The 24,060-nt window shown below is 61.5% G+C and carries 23 protein-coding genes; 16 read left to right on the top strand and 7 right to left on the bottom strand.

The annotated features are described in order from the left end of the window. Positions 1-381: winged helix-turn-helix domain-containing protein (locus ACIQ39_RS07165; RefSeq protein ID WP_396433925.1), on the top strand; the 381-nt coding region annotated here is incomplete at its 5' end. Next, positions 378-1,808, top strand: coding sequence for an ATP-binding protein (locus ACIQ39_RS07170; protein ID WP_396433926.1), 1,431 nt, complete (start codon positions 378-380; stop codon positions 1,806-1,808). The genes ACIQ39_RS07165 and ACIQ39_RS07170, both read left to right, overlap by 4 nt. A gap of 759 nt (positions 1,809-2,567) precedes the next feature. Here ACIQ39_RS07170 and mdeB read toward each other — a convergent pair. After that, positions 2,568-5,219, bottom strand: a complete 2,652-nt coding sequence (gene mdeB, locus ACIQ39_RS07175) for an alpha-ketoglutarate dehydrogenase (protein WP_396433927.1) — start codon at positions 5,217-5,219, stop codon at positions 2,568-2,570. Positions 5,220-5,321: 102 nt separating this feature from the next. Between mdeB and ACIQ39_RS07180 the strand changes: the two genes are divergently transcribed. Next, positions 5,322-5,789 carry an Lrp/AsnC family transcriptional regulator gene (locus ACIQ39_RS07180; RefSeq protein ID WP_396433928.1) on the top strand — a complete coding sequence of 156 codons (468 nt, stop codon included), beginning with the start codon at positions 5,322-5,324 and terminating at the stop codon, positions 5,787-5,789. Between the two features lie 34 nt (positions 5,790-5,823). On the opposite strand, the gene ACIQ39_RS07185 is transcribed toward ACIQ39_RS07180, so the two are convergent. Both ACIQ39_RS07185 and ACIQ39_RS07190 read right to left on the bottom strand, forming a co-directional pair. Continuing rightward, positions 5,824-7,047: a Fic family protein gene (locus ACIQ39_RS07185; RefSeq protein WP_396433929.1), complete on the bottom strand. Its 1,224-nt coding sequence runs from the start codon at positions 7,045-7,047 to the stop codon at positions 5,824-5,826. Between the two features lie 100 nt (positions 7,048-7,147). Then, positions 7,148-7,759 (bottom strand): PolC-type DNA polymerase III, encoded by a 612-nt coding sequence (locus tag ACIQ39_RS07190; RefSeq protein ID WP_396433930.1) that lies wholly within the window; start codon positions 7,757-7,759, stop codon positions 7,148-7,150. Positions 7,760-8,170: 411 nt separating this feature from the next. Between ACIQ39_RS07190 and ACIQ39_RS07195 the strand changes: the two genes are divergently transcribed. Both ACIQ39_RS07195 and ACIQ39_RS07200 read left to right on the top strand, forming a co-directional pair. Further along, entirely contained in the window at positions 8,171-9,100 is a 930-nt protein-coding gene (locus tag ACIQ39_RS07195; protein WP_396433931.1) for a hydroxymethylglutaryl-CoA lyase, read from the top strand. Positions 9,101-9,239: 139 nt separating this feature from the next. After that, complete coding sequence (locus ACIQ39_RS07200; protein WP_396433932.1) at positions 9,240-10,166, top strand: LysR family transcriptional regulator; 927 nt, start codon at positions 9,240-9,242, stop codon at positions 10,164-10,166. A 261-nt stretch (positions 10,167-10,427) separates the two neighbouring features. On the opposite strand, the gene ACIQ39_RS07205 is transcribed toward ACIQ39_RS07200, so the two are convergent. Beyond that, the gene (locus ACIQ39_RS07205; protein ID WP_396433933.1) at positions 10,428-10,802 is read right to left on the bottom strand and encodes a PsiF family protein; all 375 of its coding nucleotides are present in this window, start codon (positions 10,800-10,802) and stop codon (positions 10,428-10,430) included. A gap of 201 nt (positions 10,803-11,003) precedes the next feature. Between ACIQ39_RS07205 and argS the strand changes: the two genes are divergently transcribed. The 3 genes from argS to ACIQ39_RS07220 are packed head-to-tail and all read left to right on the top strand — an operon-like array spanning position 11,004 to position 14,055. Next, positions 11,004-12,713, top strand: a complete 1,710-nt coding sequence (gene argS, locus ACIQ39_RS07210; RefSeq protein WP_396433934.1) for an arginine--tRNA ligase — start codon at positions 11,004-11,006, stop codon at positions 12,711-12,713. Between the two features lie 11 nt (positions 12,714-12,724). Then, a complete protein-coding gene (locus ACIQ39_RS07215; RefSeq protein WP_396433935.1) occupies positions 12,725-13,360 on the top strand; it encodes an SPOR domain-containing protein in 636 nt (211 codons plus the stop codon). A 47-nt stretch (positions 13,361-13,407) separates the two neighbouring features. After that, positions 13,408-14,055: a thiol:disulfide interchange protein DsbA/DsbL gene (locus ACIQ39_RS07220; RefSeq protein WP_396433936.1), complete on the top strand. Its 648-nt coding sequence runs from the start codon at positions 13,408-13,410 to the stop codon at positions 14,053-14,055. Positions 14,056-14,058: 3 nt separating this feature from the next. Here the strand turns inward: ACIQ39_RS07220 and ACIQ39_RS07225 are convergent, their stop codons facing one another. Then, entirely contained in the window at positions 14,059-14,184 is a 126-nt protein-coding gene (locus ACIQ39_RS07225; RefSeq protein WP_396433937.1) for a hypothetical protein, read from the bottom strand. A gap of 41 nt (positions 14,185-14,225) precedes the next feature. Between ACIQ39_RS07225 and lptA the strand changes: the two genes are divergently transcribed. The 8 genes from lptA to ACIQ39_RS07265 are packed head-to-tail and all read left to right on the top strand — an operon-like array spanning position 14,226 to position 20,426. After that, complete coding sequence (gene lptA / locus ACIQ39_RS07230) at positions 14,226-14,888, top strand: lipopolysaccharide transport periplasmic protein LptA (RefSeq protein WP_396433938.1); 663 nt, start codon at positions 14,226-14,228, stop codon at positions 14,886-14,888. Beyond that, positions 14,885-15,643 carry an LPS export ABC transporter ATP-binding protein gene (lptB, locus tag ACIQ39_RS07235; RefSeq protein ID WP_396433939.1) on the top strand — a complete coding sequence of 253 codons (759 nt, stop codon included), beginning with the start codon at positions 14,885-14,887 and terminating at the stop codon, positions 15,641-15,643. The genes lptA and lptB overlap by 4 nt, the downstream gene beginning before the upstream one ends. A gap of 37 nt (positions 15,644-15,680) precedes the next feature. Next, positions 15,681-17,222, top strand: coding sequence for an RNA polymerase factor sigma-54 (locus tag ACIQ39_RS07240; RefSeq protein ID WP_396433940.1), 1,542 nt, complete (start codon positions 15,681-15,683; stop codon positions 17,220-17,222). Between the two features lie 10 nt (positions 17,223-17,232). Next, a complete protein-coding gene (locus tag ACIQ39_RS07245; protein ID WP_396433941.1) occupies positions 17,233-18,561 on the top strand; it encodes a class I SAM-dependent RNA methyltransferase in 1,329 nt (442 codons plus the stop codon). Further along, positions 18,558-19,001 carry a putative toxin-antitoxin system toxin component, PIN family gene (locus ACIQ39_RS07250; RefSeq protein ID WP_396433942.1) on the top strand — a complete coding sequence of 148 codons (444 nt, stop codon included), beginning with the start codon at positions 18,558-18,560 and terminating at the stop codon, positions 18,999-19,001. The genes ACIQ39_RS07245 and ACIQ39_RS07250 overlap by 4 nt, the downstream gene beginning before the upstream one ends. A 32-nt stretch (positions 19,002-19,033) precedes the next feature. Next, complete coding sequence (locus ACIQ39_RS07255; protein WP_396433943.1) at positions 19,034-19,318, top strand: BrnT family toxin; 285 nt, start codon at positions 19,034-19,036, stop codon at positions 19,316-19,318. Continuing rightward, entirely contained in the window at positions 19,315-19,596 is a 282-nt protein-coding gene (locus tag ACIQ39_RS07260) for a hypothetical protein (RefSeq protein WP_396433944.1), read from the top strand. Before ACIQ39_RS07255 ends, ACIQ39_RS07260 begins: the two co-directional genes overlap by 4 nt. 53 nt (positions 19,597-19,649) lie before the next feature. Continuing rightward, on the top strand, positions 19,650-20,426 hold the full coding sequence (locus tag ACIQ39_RS07265; RefSeq protein ID WP_396433945.1) for a UPF0149 family protein: 777 nt from the start codon (positions 19,650-19,652) through the stop codon (positions 20,424-20,426). A gap of 197 nt (positions 20,427-20,623) precedes the next feature. Here ACIQ39_RS07265 and ACIQ39_RS07270 read toward each other — a convergent pair whose 3' ends face one another. Next, a complete protein-coding gene (locus ACIQ39_RS07270) occupies positions 20,624-22,201 on the bottom strand; it encodes an FAD-dependent oxidoreductase (protein WP_396433946.1) in 1,578 nt (525 codons plus the stop codon). Positions 22,202-22,267: 66 nt separating this feature from the next. Continuing rightward, entirely contained in the window at positions 22,268-23,998 is a 1,731-nt protein-coding gene (locus ACIQ39_RS07275) for an ABC transporter substrate-binding protein (protein ID WP_396433947.1), read from the bottom strand. Positions 23,999-24,060 lie beyond the last annotated feature (62 nt).

Below are 24,060 nucleotides of genomic sequence, written 5' to 3' on the forward strand. Positions count from 1 at the left end.
CTTCAGACGGTGTTGCGCCGCTTGAAGCCCAAGGGCCACGATCAGGACCATGGCCTCAACCCGGCCATGAGCGCTGCCTCCGCCCTGTATTTTGACGGCCTGGAGATCGACACCGCACGCCGCAGCGTGAGTCGCCTGGGGGCAGAGATCGAGCTGACCGGCACCGAATACGAGCTCTTGATCCTGCTCGCGCGCGAGCCGGGCAAGGTGTTCAGCCGCGACGACATCCTGAACCAGCTGCGTGGTCACGAGGCCGACCTGTACACCCGCGCGGTGGACATCGTGGTCAGCCGCTTGCGCAAGAAACTGGAGCCGCTGGACTGCATCAAGACCTTGCGCAACGCAGGCTACTCGCTGGCGCTGCGCCGGTTGACCCCATGAACACCCACCCGCCATCGACCGCCCAGTCGAGCAAGCGCGCCAAACACCGACTGGCGCGTTCCATCAAGCTGCGCATGGTGCTGGTGTTTCTGCTGCTTGCTGCGGCCATGACCTTTGTGGTGATCGCGGGCGCGCAAAAGGCTTTTTCCATGGGCTGGCGCGAAGCTGCGCGCCCCTTGCTGATGGACTATGTGGATCAGCTGGCCAGCGAGATCACGGCGGGCGGCACACCGAGTGTGGCGCGCGCACAGGCCATCACCGCGCGCCTGCCGCTGACCGTGCGCATCCAAGGGCCGCAAGTCAATTGGGACTCGCACCCCGACCAAGAGCTGCCCGACTGGCAGCGCAAAGGCCGCGCCGGTGAAAGTCGCTTTCAGCGTGACGATTGGGGCGGCGGCAAGGACTGGCAGCGCGTCCTCCAGCGCAGCACGGCAGACAGCCACAGCATCGAGTTTGGACTCAACGAAGAAGTCTTCGAGCGCCGCCCGCGCCTGATCGGTTTTGCGCTCACGGCGCTGCTGCTGCTGACGCTGCTGGCCTGGCTGTATGTGCGGCGCTTGCTCAAACCACTGGACGCCATCGGTGAAGGCGCACGCCGCTTTGGCGCGGGTGACTTCAGCCAGCCCATTTCTGCACGCGAGCGTGACGGCTCCGATGAACTGAGCGAACTGGCCCAAACCATCAACACCATGGGCCGCGACATCCAGCAGATGCTGGACGCCAAGCGCGCGCTGCTGCTGGCCATCAGCCACGAGTTGCGCAGCCCGCTGACCCGAGCGCGCTTGAACACCGAGTTGCTGCCGGAAACAGCGCAAGTGAACCCGCAGCGCGAGGCCCTGCTGCGCGACCTGCAGGAGATGGCCGACCTCATCACCGACCTGCTGGAGAGCGAACGCCTCTCGGCCAAACACGCGGCCCTGCAGCGCGAGCCCCTGACGCCGCAGGCCCTGTTGGCACTGACACAAGAGGTGATCGCCGAAGTGCTGGCGCGCCAACCCGCGCAGCCTGACACCGGCCCGGACACACCGCCGGACATCCGACTGCTGGCCGATGCCAGGCTGCCCACGCTGACGCTGGACCCAAGCCGCATCCGCCTGCTGCTGCGCAACCTGCTCGACAACGCGCTGCGCCACAGCGTGGGCGCGTCGCTGCCGCCCGAGCTGCACCTGCGCGCCGAGGGTTCAGATATAAGCATCGAAGTGCGTGACCACGGACCCGGCGTGCCCGAAGGCCAGATTGCGCACCTGGCCCAAGCTTTCTTCCGCCCCGACACTGCGCGCACTCGCGCCCAGGGCGGTGTGGGCCTGGGCCTGTACCTGTGCAAGCTGGTGGCGCAGGCGCATGGCGGCACCTTCGAAGTGCGCAACGCGCAGCCAGGACTGGCCGTCACGGTGACCCTGCCCAGCGACCGGGTTTCGTCTGCTTGACGCGCATCAGCCCGCCTGCGCTGCGGGTGAGACATGGTGATCTGAAGCGGTGCCCGCCTAATTGATCGATCGCTTGAACGCACGAGGGCGTGGGCCACGATGCGCTCGCGCTTTGACCGCGATGGTTGACACCGGCTTGGTGCTGCGCGAGCCCGAGCGATTGTGTTTGTGCTGAACGGCTGAAATACCGCAATCCCCCGCAGGAACGGTCTCAAACCGCGATGCGCCCCGCAGGAGCGGTCTCTGACCGCCATGCTCCCCGTAGAAGCGGTCTCTGACCGCGATGCGCCCCGTAGGAGCGGTCTCTGACCGCGATGCTCCCCGTAGGAGCGGTCTCTGACCGCGATAACTGGGTTTCAAGCGATCCATCGCGGTCGGAGACCGCTCCCACAACTCAAGGAAAACAGACGGCGTGCCGCCCGCAGGCACCACGCGCTGCTTGGCCAAAAAAGGGCCATCGGTCCAGCGCCCGAAACATGGCCAAGATGGCAAAGGCGCGCTGGCTGCTGCGCGACTGAAAAAACCTGAAGGTTTTTTGAAGGCTGACTCACCGCGATGCGCCCCGTAGGAGCGGTCTCTGAACGCGATGCTCCCCGGAGCGGTCTCTGACCGCGATGCTCCCCGTAGGAGCGGTCTCTGACCGCGATGACTTGGTTTCAAGCGATCCATCGCGGTCGGAGACCGCTCCCACACTTCAGGGAAATCGCTGGCCTCCCAAAATTTGGTGAGCGTCCATCACAAAATCCAAATCTAAAAACGTCAAAAAATCAAAGCTTTTGTGGCCGCCTGCACGATGCTGTCCGCGTCCACCGCAAAAAAGCGGCGCAGCGCGGCCCGCGTGTCGCTGCGGCCAAAGCCGTCGGTGCCCAGGGTGCTGTAGCGGCGGCCTTCGGGCACGAAGGCGCGCACGCTCTCGGGCACGGCGCGCACGTAGTCGGTGGCGGCGATCACTGGGCCTTGGGTGGTTGACAACAGTGTTGCCAAATGCCCGCTACCTGAGCGCCCATTGCCACCACGTCCACGGCCCACGCCCTCACCTGCACCCGTGTCGTTCTCTTGCGCCATGCCATCTCGCGCCAACTCGCTCCAGCTGGTGATGCTCAGCACTTCCACCCCCACCCCTTGCGCGGCCAGTTGCTGCGCGGCTTTGATGACTTCGGTCAGGATCGCGCCCGAGCCCAGCAAGCTCACGCGCTGGGCGGCGTCGCTCGGCCCGTACACGCCAAATCGGTAGCCCCCGCGCAGCACATCGGCCTCTACACCCGAGGGCAAGTCGGGCTGGGCGTAATTCTCGTTCATCAGGGTGACGTAATAAAACACATCGGCCTGCTGCTCGACCATCTCGCGCATGCCCGCGTCCAAAATGACTGCCAACTCGCCCGCAAAAGCCGGGTCGTAGGCCTTGCAGTTGGGGATGGTGGCGGCCACCAAATGGCTGGAGCCGTCCTGGTGCTGCAAACCTTCGCCCCCTAAAGTGGTGCGGCCAGACGTGGCACCGAGCAAAAAGCCCCGGGCCCGTTGATCGGCCGCAGCCCAAATGGCGTCGCCCACGCGTTGAAAACCAAACATCGAGTAATAAATGTAGAAGGGCAGCATGGCCAGGCCGTGCACGCTGTAGCTGGTGGCCGCTGCCGTCCAGCTGGCGATCGCGCTCGCTTCGCTGATGCCTTCTTCCAAAATTTGGCCATCGGTGGCTTCGCGGTAGCTCAGCACCGAGCCAATGTCTTCGGGCGCATAGCGCTGGCCCACGCTGCTGTAAATGCCCACCTGCTTGAACAGGTTGGCCATGCCAAAGGTGCGCGCCTCGTCGGCTACGATGGGCACGATGCGCGGGCCCAAGCTGCTGTCTTTGAGCAAGCCGCCCAGCATGCGCACAAAGGCCATGGTGGTGCTCATCTCTTTGCCGTCGGCTTGCAACGCGAACTGCGCGTAACGGGTGATGGCGGGCACGGGCAAGCGCTCGCAGGTGGTTTCGCGTTTGGGCAAACTGCCACCCAGTCGCGTGCGGTGTTCTCGCAGGTAGCGCATCTCGGCGCTGTCCTCGGCGGGTTTGAAAAAGGCCAGGCCCTTGGCTTGCTCGTCGCTCAGCGGCAAGTCAAAACGGTTGCGGTAGTCGACCAGGTCTTGCTCGTCGAACTTCTTTTGGCTGTGCGTGGTCATCTTGCCCTGGCCTGCGCTGCCCATGCCAAAGCCTTTTTTGGTGTGCGCCAAGATCACCGTGGGTTGGCCACGGTGCGCCGCCGCAGCGGCATAGGCGGCGTGGATTTTGACGATGTCGTGACCGCCACGTTTGAGCCGGTCGATCTGCTCGTCGGTCATGCCCTGCGCCAGCCGCGCCAGCTCTTCGTTTTGGCCAAAGAAGTTGTCGCGGTTGTAGCGCCCGTCTTTGGCGGCAAAGGTCTGCATCTGGCCGTCCACCGTGTTGGCAAAGGCGCGCAGCAATGCGCCCGTGGTGTCGCGCGCCAGCAGGCCGTCCCAGTCGCTGCCCCAGACCAGTTTGATGACGTTCCAGCCTGCCCCCGCAAACAGCTTTTCCAGCTCGTCGATGATGCGGCCGTTGCCGCGCACCGGGCCATCGAGCCGCTGCAAATTGCAGTTGACCACCCACACCAGGTTGTCGAGTTTTTCGCGGGCGGCCAAGGTCAGCGCGCTCATGCTCTCGGGCTCGTCCATCTCGCCGTCGCCAAACACGCCCCACACCTTGCGGGCGCTGCAGTCTTGCAGCTGGCGGTGCGTCAGGTAACGCATGAAGCGGGCGTGGAAAATCGAGCTGATCGGCCCCAAGCCCATGGAGCCGGTGGGGAACTGCCAAAAGTCGGGCATCAGCCAAGGATGCGGGTAGCTCGACAAACCGCGTGCGCCGCTGTCCGGCGCGGTGATTTCTTGGCGGTAATGCAGCAAGTCGGCCTCCGTCAAGCGCCCTTCCAGAAAGGCGCGGGCGTACACACCGGGCGCGCTGTGCGGCTGGAAAAACACCAAGTCGCCTTGGTGTTGTTCGGTGCGGGCGTGAAAGAAGTGGTGAAAGCCGGTCTCGAACAAATCGGCCACGCTGGCGTAACTGGCGATGTGTCCGCCCAACTCGCCATAAGCCTGGTTGGCGCGCACCACCATGGCCAGCGCGTTCCAGCGCATGATGGCCACCAACCGCTCTTCGGTGGCCAAGTCGCCGGGGAACACCGGCTGCTCATCCACCGCGATGGTGTTCATGTAAGGCGTGTTCAGCTCGGGCTGCCAGCCGGTGCGCTGCTGGCGCGCCACGACGGCCAGCTCGTCCAGAATTTGCCGGGCTCGTTCTGGGCCTTGTGATCCGATCAGCGACAGCAAAGCCTCGCGCCACTCGGCGGTTTCTTCAGGGTCTGCATCGTGGGGCTGTGACAGCGCGTGCAAGAGGGGTTCAAAAGGTGCGTTCATGGCCTTCACTCTACAGAGGCAGGCAGCGCATGTGCTGCGTATTTGCATGATTGAAACCCATATTTACAGCACAATATGCTGAAAACATCAAGGATTCAGCACATGGTTCTGGACAACGTGGATTTGAAGATACTGGACGAACTGCAGCGCGACGGCGCACTGTCTAACGTGACGCTGGCCAAACGCATCGGCCTGTCGCCCTCACCGTGCCTAGCGCGTGTCAAGGCACTCGAGAGCAAGGGCGTGATTCAGCGCTATGTGGCGCTGGCCAGTGCGGCGGCGCTGGGGCTGGGGCTGACGGTGTTCATCTCCATCAGCCTCAAGACCCAAAGCAAAGCCAACTTGGCCGACTTTGAGGCCCACATCGCGCGGCACGACGAGGTGATGGAGTGCTATTTGATGACCGGCGACAGCGACTATTTGTTGCGCGTGGCCGTGCGCGACATGGCGGCGCTGGAGCGCTTCATCTTGGAGCAGCTGTCACCGATTCCGGGCGTGGAAAAAATCCGCTCCAGTTTTGCGCTCAAGCAGGTGCGCTACAAAACGGCGCTGCCGCTGGGTTTGGGATGAAGCCGCCTCAAATGTCCGAGGCGGATTGACCGCGTCAATTTTGCATTTCGGCCTCGGGCCACAAACTCGGAAAATAAAAACGCAAAGCATGCTGCGGCACACCCAGACGCAGCTTGCCGTGGGGCGTGTCACTTTCCAACAAGCCCCTTTTCAGCAAGGCCGATACCTGTGCAGTGGCCAGGCGCTCACCCAAGCCCAGCATGGCCTTGAAGTCCGCCCGGTCCAGCTCGGCTTGCGAGGCAAACAGGTAATGCAGCGCCCGCAACGCCTCAGCACGCACGCCTTGTTTGACCACGCGCTCCTCGTAGGCCAGGCACGCCGCCATGCGGTCTTTCATGCCATCGAGCGACAGCAAGCCCGCCATGAAGTCGACCTGATCGTTGCACACGCCCAGCACATAGTCAATCCACCGGATCAGGCCCGACTCGGTCAGGTTGCCCCGGCCGTCCAGATCGCCTGCCCGAGGCTCATCGGCTGCAGCCAAATGCGCGTAATAAGCCTCATGCGTGCGGGCAAAGCCGCGCAAAGGCGACCACAAACCGTTCGTCAGGCCCATGTGGCCCAACACCAGATGGCTGTGCAGGCGAACCACGCGGCCATTGCCGTCGGCAAAAGGGTGAATCCAAGCCAGGCGCTGATGCGCTGCGGCCATGGCAACCAATTGCAATTCGCCCCGCCTGACGCCCGAATAAAAGCTGGTCCACCGGGACAAAAACGCAGGCAAGACTGCTGCAGCAGGCGCGGCATGACGCCCCACACTCACCTCGCGCTCACGCAAGGCACCGGGCTGCAAGATTTGCAGGCCAGCAGGTGATTCGATGGCGAGATCGGTCTCGGGCAAACGAGCGAACAAATCCTGGTGGATATCGCACACCGTTTGCAGCGACCAGACTTTGGCATCGTCCCATGTAGGCCAAAGCGCCTCCAGCTGCGCTTCGGTGGCCATGTGGGCCAGCGCCATGCGCTGGCGGCGCGCTTTGTCGGCATCTTGCGCGTAATCGTTTCGCAGGGCCTGCTCGATTTCCAGCGGCAAGGTGTGCTGACCCTCCATTTTGTTGGAGTAATACGAGTTCATGGCCCGCAAAGACGAGCGCAGCCCCGGCAGTGCCCCTCTTGGGCACCAACCCGACAAACGGTCTGCCTTGCGGATCAGGTCATGCGCTCGCTCCAGCAGGGGGCCCATGCGGTGCTCAGAGGGCAACAGGGGCTCCATCTGGGCGGGATGGTCATAAAGCTGAAATTTTTGCGACTTCGACATAATACGCAAGTCTATGTCATGTAAAGATATTTACCAAATCATGCGGGAAATTTTGCGACTTTTAATGCGAGTTCAAATGCGACTTGAAATGCGCTTTTATTCAGCCCTGCGCACGCTGTTTCAAATACGGCCCCACCATGTGCCGACTGGTGCGTTGCAGGCCCATCAGCAAAGCGTGGTCGGGCTCGGTGCAGCCATAGCGGGTTTTCAAGTCGTGCTGCATCTGCGCCAGCAAATGCGCGGCCATCTCCGCGTCGGCCAAGGCCCGGTGGGCGCGGCCTGACGAAGGCAAGTGGTGAAACGCCGCCAGCGTGCCCAGCTTGTGGTTGGGCGCTTGCGGGTACAGGCGGCGCGACAGCAGCACGGTGCAGGCAAAGGGGTGCGAAGCCTCTTGCCCACAGCGCGCCAACTCGGCCTGCCAAAACTTTTTGTCAAAGGCCGCGTTGTGCGCCACCATGGGCCTGCCCGCCACAAAGCGCGCCGCCTCGCGCATCACCTGCTCGGCCGGGGGGGCGGCCTGCACCATCTGGTTGGTGATGCCGGTGAACTGGGTGATGAAACTGCTGACCCGCACCCCGGCGTTCATCAGGCTTTGGTAGCGGTCCACCACCTGGCCGCCCTCCAAGATGACGATGGCCACCTCGGTGGCGCGGTCACCCATATTGGGGGAGATGCCGGTGGTTTCGAAGTCGATGATGGCAATGGGGGTCATGGGCGTGCTTGGCTCAAAGCGGCAGGTTGTGCAAAGTCTCAGGGCCAATGCCCAAACAGGTCACAGATGACAAGCTGCCTTCACAGGCTGACGCCAAATGAAAGCAGCACTCAATACCGAAGCTCGGTGCTCAAGCATGCTGGACGGTGCAAGTTTTTTGTCTGCACGCGCGCCCTTGTCCTGACGCATCTTATTGTCTTCAGCCGGCCCCTGCTGTCTCGAGTTGTCTTTGTTTTTGTCTTTCTGGGCAAACGCCAAAGACCCGCCAGAGCGCACTGCCCTTTGCCAAGCACAGCTGCACGCTCTCGGACCCCGACCCGGACCCGGACCCGGACCCAGTGCGTGCTGACAAAGAACCCCAAATTGCGCAACACCAAGTCAAGGCCGTGGCCCAAGATCAATAATTCAGGCATGACACGTCCACACATGCCTGAAGTTTTGATCAGCGAAGTCGGCCCGCGCGACGGCCTGCAATCGGTCAAGGCCACCATGCCCACCGCTGACAAATTGCAATGGATCGACGCACTGGCAGCGGCCGGCCTGCGTGAGATCGAAGTCGCCTCCTTTGTGCCCGCCCAACTGTTGCCACAAATGGCCGATGCCGCGCAAGTGGTGCAGCACGCCTTGCGCCACCACGGTGTGCGGGTGATGGCGCTGGTGCCCAACTTGCGCGGTGCCCACGCGGCGCTGGCTGCGGGCGCGCAAAAGCTCACCCTGCCCGTTTCGGCCAGCCCCGCGCATTCGCTGGCGAATGTGCGCAAAACGCCCGAAGCCATGCTCGAAGAAGTGCGCGCTGTGCTGCGCCTGCGCGACGACATTGCGCCCGATGTGCCGGTGGAGGTGGGCATGTCCACCGCCTTTGGTTGCACACTGCAAGGCGTGGTGCCCGAAGCCGATGTGCTGCGCTTGGCCTTGCAACTGGCGCAAGCGGGGGTGGACGAGATCGGCCTGTCGGACACCACCGGCATGGCCAACCCGGCGCAGGTCAGCCGTTTGTTCAAGGCGCTGTTCAACGAAATTGGGGCATTGACCGGCGCGGCCCACATGCACAACACCCGGGGCTTGGGCCTGGCCAATTGTTTGGCCGCTTACCAAGTGGGTGTGCGCACCTTCGACAGCTCTTTGGGCGGCTTGGGCGGTTGCCCCTACGCGCCCGGGGCATCAGGCAATGTGGTGACCGAAGACTTGGTCTTCATGTTCGAGGCCATGGGCGTGACCACGGGCATTGACCTGCACCGGCTCATGGCCGCACGCGTGCCACTCCAAACCGGTCTGCCCGGTGAGCCGCTGTACGGCATGACGCCCGAAGCAGGTTTGCCCAAGGGCTGGCCAGGGCCTTGAGTCGGCGACGCGCTTTTCTTGGACGCCCACGGCCCTGGGCCTGAGGCGCACAAAAACCAACTTGCCAACGCCATTTCTCCACGCCAATCGCACACGGTACTGGTCGCATTGCAACCCTGCACACGCATAATATACGCCTATGGACAAACTCAAAGCCTTTGAAACCTTTGTCTCGGTGGCCACAAAAGGCAGCCTGACCGCTGCCGCGCGCGTCGAGGGCGTGGCCCCTGCCATCATTGGCAGGCGGCTGGATGCCTTGGAAGAAAACCTCGGCGTCAAGTTGTTGACGCGCACCACACGCAGCATCAACTTGACCCACGAGGGCCGTGCCTTTTTAGAAGACTGCCAACGTTTGCTCTGCGATGTGGCCACTGCCGAAGCCAGCGTGTCGGCGGGTGGCATCAAAGCCAGCGGACATTTGCGCATCACCGCCCCGGCGGGGTTTGGGCGGCGTCATGTGGCCCCGTTGGTGCCGCGTTTTCGCGCCTTGCACGCCGATGTCACCGTCTCGCTGAACCTGAGCGACCGGGTGGTGGACTTGGCGGCCGAGGGCTTTGACTGCGCCGTGCGCGTGGGCGACTTGCCCGACTCTTCGCTGGTGAGCGTGCGCATGGCCGACAACCGCCGTTTGTGCGTGGCCACCCCGGCTTACTTGGCGCGGCGCGGCACGCCCTTGCAACCGTCCGACTTGCTGCAACACGACTGCCTGACTTTGTCGAGCGACGCCTCACAAACCCGGGGCTGGGCCTTTCGCAACCCGGCGAAAGATGGCCAAGCTGTGCTGCACCTGCGCCCGGGCGGACCGCTCGATTGCTCCGACGGGCAGGTGCTGCACGACTGGTGCTTGGCTGGCGACGGCATCGCGTGGCGCAGCACTTGGGAAGTGGCAGCAGAAATCCAATCGGGCCAATTGGTCGCGGTGCTGGAGGACTTCGCCGCACCGCCCAACGGGATTTACGTGGTCTTTCCGCAACGCAAACTCTTGCCATTGCGCGTGCACTTTTGGATAGACTACTTAAAGTACCACTTTGCCCAAGCCGGGTACTGGCAAGCGGCCCACGGCTAAGGCCACTGGACAGGCCTTCAAAAGCCAGCCACCGTCTCTGTCGTACAGGCCTTCCAGCGTGCACCCCAAAGCACAGGGCGCGGGGGCAAAGCGCAGCTGTGCACACCGGTGCCCGGTTCTTCGCCCGGGGTGGCAAAAACACCCCAGTTGACACAAACGCCCCGGGTGACACAAACGCCCCGGAGTGACGAAAAAATGGGGGCGTCATGGATGCATCAACTTCATCGGGGCGGATCCATCTTGGTTTCGCGCCCGACCCGCCTAGTTTTTCAAGCATTCCGACATGAAGGCCTTGCGTTCCTCACCCTTTTTGCCTGTGGCCTGGGCATTGCAAGTTTTCATTTTGCTTTGCTGGGTGGTGGTCTTGCTGGCACTCAAACAGGTCTTCATGAACGCTTTGCGCTCCTCGCCCTTTTTGCCGATGGCCTCGGCGTTGCAGGTTTTCATTTTGCTTTGTTGTGGGGTGTTTTCTGCATCCGATGTCGGCGCTGTAGCCGCCGGGCTTGTCACCGCCGGGCTTGTCACCGCCGGGCTTGTGGCAGCGGGCGGGGCAAGCGGCTTCACAGGGTCGGCAGCCAGCGCTGGGCCCGTGCTCAAAACAAAGCCAAGTGCAGCAACAGAAATGAATTGACGCATAGAAAGACCCCCTGAACGGTTGAAATGCCTTGAAACCTCTGTATTTTGCGCTGCAGTTGGCGCACCAAGCTGGCACAAAGTACGCCAGAACACATCAGATGTAAGCAACTGTCATCAAGCGCCATGAAATCGCCCTCTAAAACAGTGGTCCCCCGCGAGAGACGCTCAAGCACAAGGCTGCCCCCCGTAAAATGACCGCTTATGCTTTCAGCCAAACAACATCTGCTCACGGCCTTGGCCGCTGAGCTTGAAAAACTCCAACCCGGCGCCGGTGTGCGTGCGGCCTTTGAATCGCCCAAAGTGGCCGCCCACGGCGACTTGGCCTGCACGGCGGCCATGCAGCTGGCCAAAGCCCTCAAGCAAAACCCAAGGCAGTTGTCCGAAAGCCTGCGCAGCACCCTGCTGGCCACCCCCGCTTTTGAGCGCTGGGTCGAGGCCATCGAGATCGCCGGCCCGGGCTTCATCAACATCCGCCTGAAAGACGCGGCCAAACAAGCCGTGGTGCACGAGGTGCTGCAAGCGGCCCAGTGTTTTGGCGAGCAAGCGGCCCAGCCCCACAAAGTGCTGGTCGAGTTTGTCTCGGCCAACCCGACTGGCCCCTTGCATGTGGGCCATGGCCGCCAAGCGGCTTTGGGCGATGCGATTTGCAATTTGCTGGCCACACAAGGCCAGCAGGTCTACCGCGAGTTTTATTACAACGACGCGGGCGTGCAAATCGGCACCCTGGCCAAGAGCACGCACATGCGGGCGCAGGGCATCAAGCCGGGCGACGCCACTTGGCCCACCGACCCCGACAACCCGGACAGCAAAGCCTTTTACAACGGCGACTACATCCAGGACATCGCCAACGATTTTTTAGCGGGCAAAACCGTGCAGTCCGATGACCGCAGCTGCACCGCCAGCGGCAACGTGAACGACCTGGACGGCATGCGCGAGTTCGCCGTGGCCTACCTTCGCCGCGAGCAAGACCTGGACCTCCAAGCCTTTGATGTGCGGTTCGACAACTATTACCTGGAGTCCAGCCTCTACACCAGCGGCAAAGTCGATGCCGCGGTGCAAAAGCTCAAAGACGCGGGCAAGACTTATGAGCAAGACGGTGCGCTGTGGCTCAAGTCCACCGACTACGGCGACGACAAAGACCGCGTCATGCGCAAGGGCGACGGCACTTACACCTATTTTGTGCCCGATGTGGCCTACCACATCGCCAAATGGGAGCGCGGTTTCACCCGCGTGGTGAACATCCAGGGCACCGACCACCACGGCACCATTGCCCGGGTGCGTGCGGGCTTGCAAGCGGCCCATGTGGGCATTCCCGAGGGCTACCCCGACTACGTGCTGCACACCATGGTGCGGGTGATGCGCGGCGGCGAAGAAGTCAAAATCTCCAAGCGCGCGGGCAGCTACGTCACGCTGCGCGACCTGATCGAATGGACCAGCAAAGACGCGGTGCGTTTCTTTTTGCTCTCGCGCAAGCCCGACACCGAATACATCTTTGACATCGACTTGGCGCTGGCACAAAACAACGACAACCCGGTGTACTACGTGCAATACGCGCATGCCCGCATCTGCTCGGTGTTGGCCGCATGGAAAGACAATGGCGGCGGCGACACCGCCTCGTTGACCCACGCCGACTTGACGCCGCTGCAAAGCCCACAGGCCCATGCCCTCATGCTGGCTTTGGCCAAGTACCCCGAGATGCTGAGCTCGGCGGCCACCGACTTTGCGCCGCACGACGTGACTTTTTATCTGCGCGACCTGGCTTCGCTGTACCACAGCTACTACGACGCCGAGCGCATTTTGGTGGACGACGAGGGCGTTAAAAAAGCCCGCCTGGCCCTGGTGGCCGCCACCGCGCAGGTGCTGCGCAATGGCCTGAAGGTGCTGGGCGTCTCGGCCCCGCAAAAAATGTGAAGGAACTTGTCATGACTCGCCACAGCCAACGCGGCGGCACTTTTTTGGGCTTCATCATCGGTTTGGTTTTGGGCTTGGGCGTGGCCTTGGCCGTGGCCATTTATGTGACCAAGGTGCCCACGCCGTTTTCCAACAAAAACCAGCCTCGGTCTCCCGCGCAAGATGTGCAAGAAACCGAGAAGAACAAAGACTGGAACCCCAACAGCGTGCTGCAGCCCAAGCTTCCCGCGCCAAGCCCCGCAGAAACCAATGCGACCGCACCCGGCGAGCTCGGCAGCAACCCCAGCGCTTTACCTGCTGCCACCGGCCAAACGGTGCCCACCCCTGCCGTCAGCGCAGACCCCTTGGGAGACTGGGTCAAAGCCAAAACTGGCCAAGGCGATGCCGCAGCGCCTGCCGATGCCGATGGGTCCTTTGTCTATATGGTGCAAGCCGGTGCCTACCGCAACCGCAGCGATGCCGACGCGCTCAAAGCCCAATTGGCCTTGCTCGGGCTGGACGCCACGGTCTCGCCACGTGAGCAAGCTGGGCGTGTGGTTTTTCGCGTGCGCCTGGGGCCCTTTGACAACAAAAAAGACGCCGAACGCGTGCGCACCCTGTTGCAAAGCAACAACCAGGAAAACACCTTGGTTCGCGTGCAACGCTGAACCTGTACAAACCCTGCACCACAGTGGCAACCTCAACCGGAGATTTCATGAAACGTCGTCTTTTTTCCACCGCCATGATGGGCGTGACCGCAGGTCTGGGCCAAAGCGCAGTCTGGGCGCAACAAGCCTTTCGCTCGGGCAAGGACTACATCACCCTCGACCGCCCCGTGGCCAGCGAGTCGGGCAGCGGCAAAATTGAGGTACTCGAATTTTTTTGGTACAGCTGCCCCCACTGCAACACCTTTGAGCCGGCCTTTGAGCAATGGGCCAAAAAAGCCGCCAGCGACATTGTGGTGCGCCGCATACCCGTGGCTTTTCGCGATGATTTTGTGCCCCAACAACGCCTTTACTACGCCCTTGAAGCCATGAAGTTGGTTGACAAAATGCACATTCGCGTGTTCAACGCCATCCACGTTGAAAAGCAATTGCTCAACAGCGACGCGTCCGTGTTGGATTGGGCCGCCAAGCAAGGCCTGGACAAAGTCAAATTCGCAGAGGCTTACAGGTCTTTTGGCGTGGCCACCAAAGCCAAGCGGGCAGTGCAGTTGCAAAACGACTTCAAGATCGAAGGCGTGCCCTCACTGGGCGTGGCCGGACGCTACTACATCGACGGCACCTTGGCGGGCAGCATGACCCGTGCCCTGCAAGTGGCCGACGCACTGATCATCCAAACCCGTCAGCGTCAACGCCGCTGAAATTCAAGCCTCCCCCTGGCAGCCCAGTTGCCGGTGCAGGCGACCTGGCCCCAAGCCACCCGCTGCGCTGACCGAGCGGGTTTTTTCTTGCACGGCTCTGGCTTTTCCCTTTTGGGCATCGGTTTGCATGGCGCTTGCACCTACAATGGGCGCAAATGACAGCAAGATTCATGCCCTACAAAACACGCCCTTCACCACTTCGCCTTGTTGCGGCTTCGGTGGCCTTGTGCTGCGGCCTGTTGGCCTTGCCCAGCCAAGCCGAAAAAGCTGACCGCGACCAACCCATGCACATCGAAGCCGACAGCATGCGCCACGACGAAACACGCCAGTTGACCCAATTCACAGGCAAAGTTTTGGCAACCAAGGGCAGCCTGACCCTGCGCGCCGAGACCATGGATGTTCAGCAAGACAAGCAAGGCGGACAATTGGCCACGCTGTTGGCAGCGCCCTCGCAGCGCGTATTTTTCAGGCAAAAGCGCGAGGCCACCAACGACTTCACAGAAGGCGAAGCCGAACAAGTCATCTACGACAACCAGGCCGACACCATCACCTTGACCCGGCGCGCCGAAGTGCGCATCTTGCGCGGCACCGAACTGTCAGACCAACTCCACGGCCACACTATTGTGTTCAACAACATCACCGAAGTGGTGACTGTGGACGGCAAAGCCAAAAGCAGCACCGGCACCAGCCCCGGTGGCAACAGCCAAAGCGAGCAACGCGTTCGCGCAACGCTGACCCCGCGCACACCGGCCAAACCTGCCCCCGCCAATGCGGCGCCTGCGGCACCCGCACTGCGCACCAGCCCGCAGCTGGTGCCGCGACCTGCGTCATGAGCGACGCCAAGGACGCCAGCCGCTTGCAAGCGCGGCACTTGAAAAAAGCCTATGGCACCCGCAAAGTGGTGCAGGACGTTTCGCTGCAAGTGAGCAAGGGTGAAGTGGTCGGCCTGCTCGGCCCCAATGGCGCGGGCAAAACCACCTCCTTTTACATGCTCGTGGGTTTGGTGCGTGCAGATGGTGGCCACATCTTGATCGACGGCATCGACGTCACACGCATGCCCATCCACCAGCGTGCGCGCATGGGCCTGTCTTACTTGCCACAAGAAGCCTCCATTTTTCGCAAACTGTCGGTGGCCGACAATGTGCGGGCCATTTTGGAGCTGCAAACCGATGCCCAGGGCCGCCCGCTTGGCCACGCTCAAATCAAGCAGCGATTGACCGAACTGCTGGCCGATCTGCGGGTTGACCACCTGCACGACTCGCCCGCCTTGGCACTCTCGGGCGGTGAACGCCGCCGGGTTGAAATTGCCCGCGCCCTGGCCACCGACCCGCGCTTCATTTTGCTGGACGAGCCCTTTGCTGGCATCGACCCCATCGCCGTGATTGAGATCCAGCGCATCATCGCCTTCTTGAAGCAGCGCGGCATTGGCGTGTTGATCACCGACCACAACGTGCGCGAGACGCTGGGCATTTGTGACCACGCCTACATCATCAGCGAGGGCCACGTGCTGGCCGAGGGCACGCCCGATGAGATTGTGGCCAACCCCGAGGTACGCCGGGTGTACCTGGGCGAACACTTCAGAATGTGATGCACACCCCCGCTGTTTTCGCAACGAAAGTGCAGCCATGAAGCCCGGCCTGTCGCTTCGCATGTCCCAGCACCTGGCGCTCACGCCCCAGTTGCAACAATCGATTCGCCTGCTGCAGCTGTCCACGCTGGAGCTGTCGCAAGAGGTCGACCAGATGCTGGACGACAACCCTTTCTTGGAACGCGCCGAAGAAGAGGCCGCTGCAGAAGCATTTGGTCTGGACCAAGCCGACACCCATGTGAGCTTGGGCGACCGGGTGAGCGAGAGCGCCAGCACCTCCAGCAGCAGCGAGGACAGCGCCAGCGAAACCCGTGACGAAGTGGTCACCGACGTGGCCGAAAGCTGGGATGGCGACGGCAGCGTGGACATGCGGCCCGACGACAGCGAGTGGGGTGGCGACGCCGCGCCGCGCCAAAACAACGGCGAAGAAACCGCCGACGCCATCGACCTGGCGCGCAGCAGCGGCTCGCTCACCGATTTTTTGCACCGCCAAGCCTTGTCGCTGCGCCTGTCTGAGGTGGACCGCGCAGCCCTGCGCTTTTTGATCGAGTCGCTCAACGACGACGGCTACCTGACCGACACCCTGCCCGAGCTGGCCGCCAGCCTGGCTGGCAGTGAGGATTACGAACAACTGGACGAGCTGGTGCACCGCTTCACCGTGGCCCTGGGTTTGCTGCAATCGCTCGAACCGGTGGGCGTGGGCGCGCGCAATTTGGCCGAGTGCCTGCGCATCCAGATCAAAGCTGGGCTGCTGGACGACCCACACGATGAGGTGGCCCAAGCCGCGCTGGCCATCTGCAGCCAGCCGCTGGAGATGCTGGCCAAACGCGACTACAAACGTTTGGCCGTGTCTTGCGGGCTGAGCGAGGCGGTGGTCAAAGCCGCCATCCCCTTCATCGCAAGGCTCGAACCCAAACCAGGTCGGCCCTTTGTGCAGGCAGAGCAAAACATCATCATCCCCGACGTGTTGGTCACCAACACCAGCAAGACGGCCACGCCCAAATTCCGCATCCAGCTCAACCCCGATGTGATGCCCAAGCTGCGGGTGCACGACATCTATGCCAACGCCCTGCGCGGCGGCAAGGGCGACAACCACGCCGGGCTGCAGCAACGCCTGCAAGAAGCGCGTTGGTTCATCAAAAACATCCAGCAGCGCTTTGACACCATCTTGCGCGTGTCGACTGCCATCGTGGAGCGGCAAAAAAACTTCCTCACACACGGCGAGCTGGCCATGCGCCCGCTGGTGCTGCGCGAGATCGCGGACGAGCTGGGCATGCACGAGTCCACCATCAGCCGCGTGACCACGGCCAAATACATGTCCACGCCGCAAGGCACTTTTGAGCTGAAGTATTTTTTTGGCTCGGGCCTGGGCACCGACAGCGGCAGCGCGGCATCCAGCACCGCCGTGCGGGCGCTCATCAAACAGTTTGTGGCCGCCGAAAAACCCGCCAAGCCGCTGTCGGACAACCAACTTTCTGAAATGCTCAAAGAGCAAGGCATCGACTGCGCCCGGCGCACGGTGGCCAAGTACCGCGAAGCGCTGAAAATCGCGCCGGCCAACCTGCGCAAAACCCTTTGAGAGCCATTGAGTGAATTCATTGAACCTGTTCATGCCCTGCGCCGCAGGCGTTGAGGGCTTTTTGGCCGACGAAGTGCACGCCATCACCGGTCTCACGGGCCATGACCTGATGACCGGCCGCGGCGGCGTCATGGCACGGTCTTCGTGGCGCGACGCCCTGCGCATCAACCTGCACAGCCGCCTGACCCAGCGCGTGCTGGTGCAGCTGTCGGTGACCGATTACCGCAACGAAAACGACCTGTACCGAGCGGCCAGTGAGGTGGCCTGGGAAATCTGGTTCACGCCCCAGCAGAGCTTCAAGATCGACATCACCGCGCAGCACAGCCCGCTGACCAGTCTGAACTTTGCCGCGCTCAAAGTCAAAGACGCGGTGGCCGACCGCTTTCGCGCCAAGCGCGGCGAGCGCCCCAACGTGGACACCAGCTGGCCCGATGTGCGCATCTATGCCCACCTCACGCCCGAAACCGCCACGCTGTACATCGACACCTCGGGCGAGCCCTTGTTCAAACGCGGCTGGCGCACCGACAAGGGCGACGCGCCTTTGAAAGAAACCCTGGCGGCCGCCATGATCGCTGCCAGTGGCTGGGATGGCAGCCTGCCCTTGTACGACCCCTGCTGCGGCAGCGGCACCCTGCCGATTGAAGCGGCGCAAATCGCCTGCAGCATCGCCCCCGGTTTGCAGCGCCGCTTTGGTTTTGAAAAATTGTTGCCCTTCCAAAACCACGTTTGGCAAGGCCTGGTCGAAGAAGCCCGCGAGCTGGAACACGAACCCACTGCGCCGATTTTTGGCAGCGATGTGGCCTTTCGCATGGTCGACTTTTCCGAGCGCAACGCCGAGCGCGCGGGCGTGTCGGGCGTGATCGAGTTCCGAGGCGGCGACGCGCTGCAGCGCATGCCGCCCAGCGAAACGCCTGGCGTGATGCTGCTCAACCCGCCTTACGGCGAGCGCATTGCCGCAGCCGGTGTGGCCGGGCGCGGGCGCGACAACTTTCAACCGGGGGCCCTGGCCCATGCGCGTTCCAGCACACGCGCAGCAGACCAAAGCCACCACCGCGAAACCGCCCAGACCCATGACGGTGACGAGAGCGTCGACTTCTTCGCGCAACTGGCCAGCCACTGGAAGAAGAACTACAGCGGCTGGAGCGCCTTTATGCTCACACCCGACCTGAAGCTGCCCAGCAAAATGCGCCTGAAAGAATCGCGCCGCGTGCCCATGTGGAACGGCCCCATCGAATGCCGCTTGTTCCGTTTTGACATGGTCAAAGGCAGCTTGAAGCGCACGGCCAACGACGCCCCCTCTGCCGACACACCGGGGGCTGCCGGTACGCCTGCACCATGAACGCGCAGGCCCCAGCACGCTGCGTGCTGGACACCAACATCGTGCTTGACCTGTGGGTGTTTGACGAACCGCAAGCAGCCGCCTTGCGCAAGCGTGTCGAGACGGGCACCAGCGGGTGGATCGCCACCGCCGCCATGCGTGAAGAGCTGGCCCGCGTGCTGGCTTACCCGCAAATCGCCAAACGCCTGAGCGCCCGGGCCCTGCCCGCCGACACCGTGCTTGGGCACTTTGACCGCCATGCGCAGCTGCAGCCCGACGCGCCCAAAGCGCCCTGTGCCTGCAAAGACGCCGACGACCAAAAATTCATCGACCTGGCTGTGCAGCATTCCGCCGCGCTGCACAGCAAAGACGCGCAGGTGCTGTGCATGAAAAAGCGCCTAGAGCGCTGCGGCGTTGCGCTGAACCCGGTCGATGAACCCTCTCCAAACGCGCTTGTTTGACCCCAGCAGGCATGTGTGCATAAAATGCACACATGCCTGCCGCAAAACTTTACAACTGGAATTTTGAAAAAAATCAGTTGCTGCTCAAAGAACGGGGCATTTCTTTTGAGCGAATTGTTTTTGAAATCAGCCTTGGCAACGAGCTGGACGTGGTGTTCCACCCTAACCAGGACAAATACCCCGGGCAAATGATTTCCATGGTGGAGGTCGATGGTTATGTCTACGCCGTGCCTTTTGTTGAAACTGCGACCGAAATTTTTCTCAAAACCATCATCCCCAGCCGCAAGGCCACCAAACAATACAGGAGCCAATCATGACCCAAAAGCCAACTTATGACGACGAAGAGCTGGACATCTTGCAGGCGCTGGAGGCGGGTACCCTCAAGCCCGTTGGTGATGCGAACACCCGCCGCAAAGCGCACCAAGCCACGGCCGCAAGCACGCTGAAAAAAGACCAACGCCTGAACATTCGCATTTCAAGCCGCGACCTGAAAAGCCTGCAAGCGCGTGCGGTGGAAGAAGGCATTCCCTACCAAACCCTGGCGGCCAGTTTGCTGCACAAATACGTCAACGGCCATTTGGTCAATCAACGGTAAATGAGCGCTGAAACCACCCATCTACCAGCCCCGCCTGAGCACAGAGACACCCCATGAACACCACCGCTGGCTTGGAAGCCGAAGACTTTGACACCCTGGACAACATCTTGGACGAGCTGCGTGAGCGGTTTGAAGAAACCCCGCAATGGGAGTTTTGCGAGGGCTTCATGGCCGCGCTGGTGTGCTGCCGCCGCGCCATTTCCAAAGACGAGTGGCTGCCCATGCTGTTGGGCATTGACCCGGATGAGGCACAAGGCGCAAGCTTCGCCGACGACGCCCAGCGCCAGCAGTTCATGGCCTTGTGGCAACGCCGCTTTGATGAAATCAAACTCGCGCTGGACACCCCCGTTGAAGCGCTGGACGACGACAAGGCCTATGCCCCCGAAGTGATGGACGTGCGCGGGGCCATTGCCTCGCTGCCGCCCGAAGAACGTGCAGACATCGACGACAGCGAGATCCCGTCTTTTGCCCAGGTCTGGGCGCTGGGCTTCATGTTCGCGGTGGAAAACTGGCCCGAAGAATGGGCCAGCCCCAAGGACAAGGAAGCGGCCAAGTGGTACGACCTGTCGCTCGAAGCCATCGTGGCCCTGACCGAAGACGACGACGCGGTGCCCACCTTGTCGGCCTTGTCCGAAGACGGCCCGCCCAGCGTCAGCGAACAGCGCCTGAACGCCTACGGCGAAGCGCTGTGGGCGGTGTACGACCTGCGCGAGATCTGGCGCAACATCGGCCCGCGCATCAACCAAGTCATCAAAGTTGCCACGCCCGGGCGCAACGATGCCTGCAACTGCGGCAGCGGGAAAAAGTACAAAAAATGCTGCGGGGCTTGAGGCCGCCGCAGCTGACCGCCTGAGCAAGCCAACGACAACCGACCAGGCCAGGTTTGCAGTGCCGCCTTTTGAACACTGTCACCCCACTGCGCGGGCCTGCGCAGCTTGAAGACATCAATCCCAGGCTGCGCTTGTCATGTCGGCATTTTTTGTCATCGCGGGCGCAGACCCGGGGTCCAGTGAAAACGGCGGCACTGTCAACGCTGAGCGTGCAAGCGGTATTGCGTTGCCAGCTTCACAAAGCCCGCCACATCCGGGTCTAGGCCGGTTTCGGACTGCAAGATCTCGCCCACCGCATGGGCTGTTTGGGCCGCCAGGCAGGCATCCAAAAACAGCAGGCGGGAACGGCGGGCCAGCATGTCTTCCACGCGCACTGCGTATTCAAAGCGGGCGGCAAAGCGCACCATGGCCTCGCTCAAACTCGGGGTCAGCCAATGGTTTGCGCCCGGCAATTGGGCCAGCCAATCTTGTTCGCTGCCATAGCCGTGCACACCCTCGGGCTCGCTGATGGACACCGCCTGGCTGGCCCCCGAACCCACCAGCGGCAAATCTGCGGTGCGGGCGGGTCCGCGTGCGGGCAACAAAGCCGTGTCCACACACTTTTGCAACACGTCCTCGGCCATGGCGCGGTAGGTGGTCCATTTGCCGCCGGTCACCGTCACCAAGCCGGAGCGGCTGACCAGCACCGTGTGTTCACGGCTCAAGGCTTGGGTTTTGTCGCCCTCGTTTTTGGGCGGCTTGACCAGCGGGCGCAAGCCCACCCAAATACTTTTCACATCGCTGCGCTGCGGCGCTGTTCGCAGGTATCGCGCGGTCTCGCTCAAAATGAAATCAATCTCGTCTTCAAAAGCCAAAGGTTCTGCGGCCAAGTCGTGGCGCGGTGTGTCAGTGGTCCCCAGAATCAACTTGCCCAACCAAGGCACGGCAAACAGCACACGGCCATCGGCCGTCTTGGGAATCATCAAGGCGGTGTTGCCCGGTAAGAACTGGGCATCGACCACCATGTGCACGCCTTGGCTGGGCGCCACCATGGGCTCGGGCGAGCCATCTTGCTCGCGCAAAGCGTCCACCCACACGCCCGTGGCATTGACCACGCAGCGGGCTCCAATAGCATAGGCTTGCCCCGTCAATACGTCTTTACAAAACAAGCCCGACACCTTGGCTTCGTTGTACTGCAAACGGGTAGCCTCCATGTAGTTGAGCATCAAAGCGCCCTGCACGGCCGCTGTGCGCGCCAGCGCCAGGGCGAGTTTGGTGTCGTTGAATTGACCATCCCAATACTGAACGCCACCGCGCAAATGGGCACTCTGCACCGTGGGCAAACAAGCCAATGTGGCTTGTCGCGACAAAAAATGGGTCGGTCCCAAACCCGAGGCACCCGCTAAGGCATCGTACATTTTCAGACCGATACCGTAAAAAGCCGTCTCCCACCACTTGTAAGCGGGCACCACAAAGGACAAGGGCTGCGCAATGTGCGGCGCGTTGCGCAGCAAGGTGCTGCGCTCATGCAAAGCCTCGCGCACCAAGGCAAAGTTGCCCTGCGCCAAATAACGCACACCGCCATGCACCAACTTGGTCGAGCGCGACGAGGTGCCTTTAGCGAAATCATTCGCCTCCACCAACACCACCTTCAGGCCACGCGCCGCCGCGTCCAGGGCCACGCCCAAACCGGTCGCGCCGCCGCCCACAATGGCCAGGTCATAGACCTCGCCCGGGTCCAGGCGGGCCAACAGATCTTCACGGCGCGTCAACAAAGGCTGTGCTTTGGGGGGCATCAAAAACAACTCTTTCAAAAATAAAAAAGAGCCGTGCAAGATGTGACTTGCACGGCTCACTGTGGCTTAACGCACTTTGCCGTTCTTCCATGCGCTCAACAGCGCGTCATAGGCAATGGTTTCACCCTTTGGCTTTTCGTTGGTCAATTTTTTCCATGGCGCATTCTTGTCACTGAGCCACTTGTTGGCGTCCGATTTGGCGTTCAGCTTGGGTGGGCACACGGCCATACCCGAGCGCTCCAAGCGGGCCATCACATTGTCCATTTCGTTGGCCAAATTGTCCATCGCGGCTTGCGGTGTTTTCTCGCCGGTCACCGCCACCGCTACGTTTTTCCACCACAGCTGAGCCAGCTTGGGATAGTCGGGCACGTTGGTGCCAGTTGGGGTCCAAGCCACGCGCGCTGGGCTGCGGTAAAACTCCACCAAACCACCCAATTTGGCCGCCATGTCGGTCATGGCTTGCGACTGGATGTCGGACTCGCGAATCGGCGTTAAACCCACTATGGTCTTTTTCAAGGATGTGGTTTTGGCGGTGACAAACTGGGCATAGAGCCAAGCTGCTGCGACTTTGTTCTCATCATGACCTTTGAAAAAAGTCCATGAACCCACGTCTTGGTAGCCGTTTTGCATGCCCTGCTTCCAATACGGGCCGTTGGGACCTGGGGCCATGCGCCACTTGGGTGTGCCGTCTTCATTCACCACAGGCAGACCTTTTTTGATCATGTCCGCCGTAAAGGCCGTGTACCAAAAGATTTGCTGGGCAATTTGGCCTTGAGCAGGCACCGGGCCGGCTTCACCAAAGGTCATGCCAATGGCTTCTTTGGGGGCGTACAGCTTCATCCAGTCGATGTACTTGGTCAACGCGTAAACCGCTGCAGGCGAGTTGGTCGCACCACCCCGGGCCACAGATGCGCCTTGCGGTGTGCAGCCATCGGCCGAGGCGCGAATACCCCACTCATCTACAGGCTTGCCGTTTGGAATGCCAACGTCGGCTGAACCGGCCATCGACAACCAGGCATCGGTGAAGCGCCAGCCCAGGGACGGGTCTTTTTTGCCGTAGTCCATGTGGCCGTAAATCGCTTTGCCGTCGATGTTTTTCACATCATTCGTAAAGAAGGCGGCAATGTCTTCGTAGGCGCTCCAATTCAAAGGCACGCCCAGGTCGTAACCGTATTTGGCTTTGAACTTGGCTTTCAATTCAGGCTTGGCAAATAAATCTGCGCGGAACCAATACAGGTTGGCAAACTGCTGGTCAGGCAATTGGTACAGCTTGCCGTCTGGTGCGGTGGTGAAGCTGGTGCCAATGAAGTCTTTGATGTCCAAACCCGGGTTGGTCCATTCTTTGCCTTTGCCGCTCATGTAGTCGGTCAAGTTCATGACCTTGCCGTAGCGGTAATGGGTACCGATCAAATCCGAGTCGGTGATCCAGCCGTCGTAAATCGACTTGCCCGACTGCATGGAGGTTTGCAGTTTTTCGACCACGTCGCCTTCACCAATCAAATCGTGCTTGACTTTGATGCCGGTGATTTCTTCAAACGCCTTGGCCAAGGTTTTGGATTCGTATTCATGGGTGGCAATGGTTTCTGACACCACCGAAATTTCCTTCACCCCTTTGGCCTGCAGTTTTTTGGCAGCATCCATGAACCACTTCATCTCCGTCGTTTGCTGGGCTTTGCTCAAAGTGGACGGCTGAAACTCATTGTCAATCCACTTTTTGGCTGCAGCCTCATTGGCCCAAGCCATTGAAGACAGTGAACAGGCAACTGCCACCGCTACAACGCTATAACGTAACTTCATGATTTATCTCCCAATTTTTCGGACACCCCCTGACAACAAGGCCATGTCGGCTCCAGGGGGAA

Source organism: Limnohabitans sp. (genome assembly GCF_044361645.1).
GTDB lineage: Bacteria > Pseudomonadota > Gammaproteobacteria > Burkholderiales > Burkholderiaceae_C > Limnohabitans_A.